Genomic DNA, 5,994 nt, shown 5'->3' with positions numbered 1-5,994 from the left:
TCCGGGTGGTATCCCACCTGGGCGACGTCGCCCAGCCGGGGGACACAGCAAACGGCGCCGGCCGGGAGCAAAACCCGGACGACGCCGTCGGACGTTGAAGCGCCCGCTACTTGCGGAGTTCGCCCACGACGAAGTCGATGCTGGCCAGCAGCGCGGAGACGTCATCGGGTTCGATGGCCACAAACGTGGCGATCCGGAGCTGGTTGCGGCCCAGCTTGCGGTAGGGCTCGGTGTCCACGACGCCGTTGGCCCGCAGCACCTTGGCGATCGCGGCGGCATCGATGGAGTCGTCAAAGTCGATGGTGGCGATGACGTTGGAGCGTTCCTCGGCCTTGGCCACAAAAGGCGTGGCGAAGTCCGACGCCTCGGCCCAGCTGTAGATCCTGCCGGCGGAGTCCGCAGTGCGTGCGGAGGCGAAGTCCAGGCCTCCGTTGGCGTTGAGCCACTGCACCTGTGCGTCGAGGGTCACCAAGGTAGAGAGCGAGGGCGTGTTGTAGGTCTGGTTCAGCCTGGAGTTGTCGATCGCCGTCTGCAGGTCCAGGAAGTCCGGGATCCAGCGGTCCGTCGCCTTGATCCGGGCCGCGCGTTCCAGGGCGGCGGGGGAGAACAGCCCCAGCCACAGGCCGCCGTCGGAAGCAAAGTTCTTCTGCGGCGCGAAGTAGTACACATCGGACTCGGCAACATCAACGTCCAGGCCGCCTGCCGCTGAGGTGGCGTCAACCAGGACCAGCGAACCGGAATCGGCGCCTTCAACACGCTTGACCGGAGCCGCCACACCCGTGGAGGTCTCGTTTTGCGGCCAGGCGTAGACGTCCACGCCGGCTTCCGCCTTGGCCACCGGGCGGGTGCCGGGGTCCGAGGTGATGATGGACGAGGCATCAAGGAACGGGGCCTTGTTGGTGGCCGAGGCGAACTTGGAGCCGAACTCGCCGAAGGACAGATGCTGGGCTTTCTTCTCGACCAGGCCGAAGCTGGCGATATCCCAGAACGCCGTGGAGCCGCCGACACCCAGCACCACTTCATAACCCTCGGGAGCCCGGAAGAACTGGCTGAGGCCCTCGCGGACGGACCCGACGAGGTTTTTCACCGGCGCCTGGCGGTGCGAGGTACCCAGGATGGTCCTGGACGCCGCGGACAGCGCTTCGATCTGTTCGGGCCTGACCTTGGAGGGGCCTGCGCCGAACCGTCCGTCCTTTGGCAGGAGGTCGGCAGGAATAGTGATGCTGGTTTCGCTCACAGGGGCTCCAAATTTCGGCGTTTGACATGACTCATGTCCGAAGGACGGTGGGGTGGCCGGCAGTGACTGCACCAAGGGCCTCTTTTATTCTGCCTGAACCGGCTATTTGGCACCGAACCGGCACCGTCATAGTCCAGTCAATGAGACAGAATGGCCCGGCTGCTGCATCGCCCGGAATTATCCGGACAAATTCAAAATAGGCTAAGCTTTTCACCGGACCTCGCCGCTGCGCCGGACGCGATACGGTGGGACAACGCAAGGTACTGCGCTCGAGGAGCTGAGCTGGATGACGGATCTGATTGATACCACGGAGATGTATCTTCGGACCATTTTGGAGCTTGAGGAAGAGAACATTGTTGCTCTTCGCGCCCGCATCGCCGAACGGCTGCGGCACTCGGGGCCCACGGTGTCCCAGACCATCGGCCGCATGGAACGTGACGGGCTGGTTGTTGTCTCGGGGGACCGCCACCTGGAACTGACCGGGACCGGGCGCAAGCGGGCCACCGAAGTCATGCGCAAGCACCGTCTCGCGGAGCGGCTCCTGGCCGACGTCATCGGCCTCGACTGGGCTTACGTCCATGACGAAGCGTGCCGGTGGGAGCACGTGATGAGCGAGCGGGTTGAACGGCGCATCTATGAACTGCTGAACCATCCCACAGAGTCCCCCTACGGCAACCCGATCCCCGGGCTGGCCGCACTGGGCGGAGCACCGGCGTCCCTTCTTGACGACGGTGTGATCAATCTCCTGGAGGCCATGCAGGGCTACGGGCCGGATTCCACCATCAGGGTCAGCCGCCTGGCGGAGCCCATCCAGGTGGAGCCGGAGCTGCTGGTCCAGTTGGACGAAGGCGGGATCCGTCCGGGCGCTTCGGTCACCCTGGAGCGCGTAGGGGAGTACATCTCCGTCCGTGTTCCGGGCATCGAGGGAGCGCTCGAGCTGCCTCCTGAAGTGGCAGCGCACGTGTTCGTTTCCGTGGGCTGACAGGGCAGTCCTGCCTGCTCACGCGGGACTGAAGGGCTTTTGCGGCCCGCTTTAGCGCAGTGACGGCTGATCTCCAAAGATAACGGAATTGTTACTGTCCGGCTTAATCACTTATAGTTTTAACAGAACGTCGATACAAAAGCGTTACCTGATCCGGAGCCGAGCTCTGCCAGCGGATCAGGTGCACGAGTCACTAACTGGCAGAGGCGGGGGAACCACAACCGGCAGTCGCAAGGCTGCCTTGGGGTGTAGTCCGTCAGCAGCAAGCCTCTCTCAATGAAGAATCCTCACGGGATATTTCTGCGCCAAGTGCTTGTCACGGCGGACCGGGTCTTTGATCTCTCTGACCCGAATCCGACAGCTAACTTCGCAGGCTATCCAGAGAGGAACATTTTTGACCACGCAATACTCCAGGGGCCGCCGTCGCGCTGCGGGCCCCACTTCGGCGCCGCGTGCGCCAGAGGTTATTACCGCCGACAGGCCGCGTGATTCGCAGCGCGAAGCCCGCCGTCGCCGGGGGCCCTTCCGGCAAATCACTGAATTCGCTTCCGCCAGTGGCATCGGCCAGAAGGCCGGCATCGCCCTGGCCGCAACCGGCTTGGTCCTCACTGTGACGGTTCCGGCCACCAGCCCCGTGATGGCACAGCCGGAGCCGGGACAGCCCGCATCGGCTGTTTCCGCCGCCCCGCAGCCCGAAGTCTCCGCCGCCGCCGGTGCGCAGATCGATTTCAGCCGCTCTTCCGTGGTCACCCAGGGCGATCCCGACGGCAAGCTCAAGCAACTGCTGAGCGCCCAGTCTGCAGGCTCGATCACCCGCGCGGCCTCCGCCGGAAGCCTCGGCGCACCCTTGGCCCAGCTGGCCACCGCCTCACCGTTCGGTTTCCGGATCAGCCCCATCACCGGCGGCTCCGGCGACTTCCACCGGGGCCAGGACTTCGCCGCACAGTGCGGGACTTCTGTCCTGGCCGCCGCGAGCGGCACTGTAACCTTCGTTGGCTGGCACCAGTACGGCGGCGGCAACCGCGTGGTGGTGGACCACGGCAACGGCCTTGAAACCACGTACAACCACCTCTCGTCCGCCAGTGTGACCATGGGCCAGACGGTCAGCCGCGGCGACGTCGTTGCGCTCAGTGGAACCACAGGTGCCTCCACCGGCTGCCACCTCCACTTTGAGGTGCAGGTCAACGGCGAAGTCGTTGACCCGTCCGGCTGGCTCTGATCCAAATGATGGCCAACTATCAAATTTCGGTGACATGCCGTGACCTGAATGTGACATTGGCTGAGAAGTCCTGTAACGTCTAAATCGCGCCAGCTTTTCCGAAGCTGACGTTCTTGAGTGGATTGCCTAGCTCTGCCACCGCTCAAGGTCCGTTCGCATGAATTCGTCTGGCAGGGGCGGGGGAACCAATTTTGGCCTTTGATTCTGAAGGCCTTGGGGTTAAGTCACAAAGCTTCCCAGGAAGCCGCGTGGCCGGGTGCACTCCCATCCGAATCCGACAGCTCACCTCGCAGGCATTGGGAGAGGCTACCTTCGTGTCTTCACGCCATAATTCTGCGCGCCACCGTGCGCAAACGGTTCGCACGAACCCCTTGGGCTCAGTGTCCAAGGCAGTAAGTGCAAACGCCGGGACCGTAGGTCGCCAGGCTGCTGTCATCGCAGCCGCGTCAGGTCTGATCCTGACAATGGGGCTTCCGGCCAACGCTGCGGATTCAACCGCCGGCGTGTCCGCCTCCACCGAGTCCGGGTCAGCCCAGGCTGCGCTGGCCGTCACCGCGGCTCCCACGGCTACTGTTTCGTTCGAGCGTCCGGTGGTCAAGACCACCGCTGCGCCGAAGATCGAAACGGTCCGTGCGCAGTCAACGGCTACCGAAACCGCTGCCGCAAGTCAGGGTACTGACGCTGCGGAGATGGTTGCGACCAAGCTCGCAGACGCCGTCTCCACTGCTTCCGGCTCCGGCCTGGCAGCCATCGCCTACACCGGCATCGGCAGCCCCTACCTGTGGGGCGGCACCACTCCCAGCGGCTGGGACTGCTCAGGCTTCACCCAGTGGGTCTACGCCCAGGCCGGGATCAGCATTCCCCGTGTCAACGCCTGGACAGCAATGAAGCCGACCTCCACGCCGGTTCCCGGTGACCTGGTCATGCAGAATGGCGGCGCGCACGTTGGTATCTACGTCGGCAACGGCATGATGATCAGCGCGCTGAACCCCGGACAGGGCACCCTGCTCCACTCCGCGGCCTCCACGGGCACCTCCTCCTTCTTCACCATGGGCAGCTAACCAGCCGACGCCCCCGGTTCCTGCCTGGCAGCAGTTCCTGCAGCTTCACGCTGCAGGAACAGTGCCACCTGAACCTTTTCGCTAAATCCCCGTTCGGGACGTGCCGGCGTACCCCCAAGATGCCGGCGCGTCCAAAACCCCTGGCCTGCCCACGCGGTCCTGAGGAAATCGAAAGAGAGAAATTAATGACTACTCGTGCAACAGTTGCACGGCACCGCGCCGAGGTCACCACCAAGACCAACTCGCTGGCTGTCATTGCCAAGGCTGTCGGCGACAACGCCGGCGGCATGGGCCGCCAGGCAGCGGTTATCGCTGCTGCCTCCGGCCTGGTCCTCACCAGCGGTATCGCGGCCAACGCCGCAGACACCAACGTCCAGCGTGAAGTGTCCCCGGTCTCGAACCTTGAGCTTGAGGTCTCCGCCCCGGCTGTCATCTCCGCTGAATCCACCATTGCCATCTCCTACGAAAAGCCTGCTGTCACCACCTCGCCGGCTCCCGTTGTTGAGGCACCTGAGCCCGAGGTTGAGGTGCAGGAAGCTGCAGCTCCCGTCGCGGCTCCGGCTCCCGCAGCTGCCGTCAAGGTAACCACCGCTTCGGCTCCGGCCGCCCCGGCTCCGGTTGCCGCCAGCGGCAAGGGTGCGGCAATCCTGTCCGCCGCTTACGCGCAGCTCGGTGTGATGCAGGACTGCACCATGCTGGTGACCAACTCGCTGGCCGCCGTGGGCATCAACTTCCACGACTGGCCCGCCGGCTACCTGGGCCTGGGCCGCACCGTCAGTGCCGCCGAGGCACAGCCGGGCGATCTCATCTACTACGCCGACGGCGGCGCAGGCGTTGCCCACATCGCTGTCTACGCCGGCAACGGCCAGGCAGTACACGGCGGCTACAACGGCAACCAGACCGTTGTTTTCAGCGCCAACGTTGGCTCGGGACCGGTCTTCATCCGCGTTTCCTAGCATCCGCTTCAGCACCAAGGACCCCCGCCACCATGGCGGGGGTCCTTTGCTGTCTCCGGCCCCCACATGGCGTCCCGTGATGAACCTCAGGATGAACGGGACAGCTGGGTGGGCCCGACACGACAGCGGGCCGGCTGACGGCGATTAGCTGATAGCGGGTTTCTTTGTTTACTCTTGTGGTGTCGATCCATAGCCCGGATATGCCGGGGGCAGCCGGCCCTCGTGCCCCTGACGGGTGCGGCCACGAAGAGGTACGTGCATGCGCACTCTCGTTCTGAATGCTGGATATGAACCGCTGGCGGTGATCACCTTCCGCCGGGCGCTGGTCCTTGTGCTCACGGGCAAGGCGAGCGTTGTTGCCGAAGGCGAAGACCCCGTGGTGGGACCGCAGGAGATTCTGGGCCGCCCGTCCGTGATCCTCCTGAACCGCTACATCCGCCCGAGGTACAACCACAGCACCGCAGTGAGCCGCCGCGGGGTATTGCGGCGCGACGGCCACCGGTGCGCCTACTGCGGCAAAGCAGCCCACACCATTGACC

General features: G+C 64.5%; 6 protein-coding genes and 2 riboswitches. Of the genes, 5 read left to right on the top strand and 1 reads right to left on the bottom strand.

The window, feature by feature from the left end; genetic code table 11:
* Positions 1–106 precede the first annotated feature (106 nt).
* A complete protein-coding gene (gene serC / locus DBR22_RS09975; RefSeq protein WP_108598890.1) occupies positions 107–1,237 on the bottom strand; it encodes a phosphoserine transaminase in 1,131 nt (376 codons plus the stop codon).
* 286 nt (positions 1,238–1,523) lie between these two features.
* Between serC and DBR22_RS09970 the strand changes: the two genes are divergently transcribed.
* The 5 genes from DBR22_RS09970 to DBR22_RS09950 all read left to right on the top strand — a co-directional run.
* The gene (locus DBR22_RS09970) at positions 1,524–2,219 is read left to right on the top strand and encodes a metal-dependent transcriptional regulator (RefSeq protein WP_108598889.1); all 696 of its coding nucleotides are present in this window, start codon (positions 1,524–1,526) and stop codon (positions 2,217–2,219) included.
* Positions 2,220–2,391: 172 nt separating this feature from the next.
* Positions 2,392–2,610: riboswitch (cyclic di-AMP (ydaO/yuaA leader) on the top strand.
* A gap of 3 nt (positions 2,611–2,613) precedes the next feature.
* Complete coding sequence (locus DBR22_RS09965; RefSeq protein WP_108598888.1) at positions 2,614–3,438, top strand: M23 family metallopeptidase; 825 nt, start codon at positions 2,614–2,616, stop codon at positions 3,436–3,438.
* A 144-nt stretch (positions 3,439–3,582) separates the two neighbouring features.
* Positions 3,583–3,748: riboswitch (cyclic di-AMP (ydaO/yuaA leader) on the top strand.
* 70 nt (positions 3,749–3,818) lie between these two features.
* Positions 3,819–4,499 carry a C40 family peptidase gene (locus DBR22_RS09960; RefSeq protein WP_258229122.1) on the top strand — a complete coding sequence of 227 codons (681 nt, stop codon included), beginning with the start codon at positions 3,819–3,821 and terminating at the stop codon, positions 4,497–4,499.
* A gap of 185 nt (positions 4,500–4,684) precedes the next feature.
* On the top strand, positions 4,685–5,455 hold the full coding sequence (locus DBR22_RS09955; protein ID WP_108598887.1) for an NlpC/P60 family protein: 771 nt from the start codon (positions 4,685–4,687) through the stop codon (positions 5,453–5,455).
* A 259-nt stretch (positions 5,456–5,714) separates the two neighbouring features.
* Positions 5,715–5,994: HNH endonuclease (locus tag DBR22_RS09950; protein WP_146187460.1), on the top strand; the 280-nt coding region annotated here is incomplete at its 3' end.

It is taken from the genome of Arthrobacter sp. HMWF013 (assembly GCF_003061105.1).
Lineage (GTDB): Bacteria > Actinomycetota > Actinomycetes > Actinomycetales > Micrococcaceae > Arthrobacter.
The sequence above is the reverse complement of the archived record's forward strand: the minus strand, read 5'-3'. Positions and strand labels throughout refer to the sequence as shown.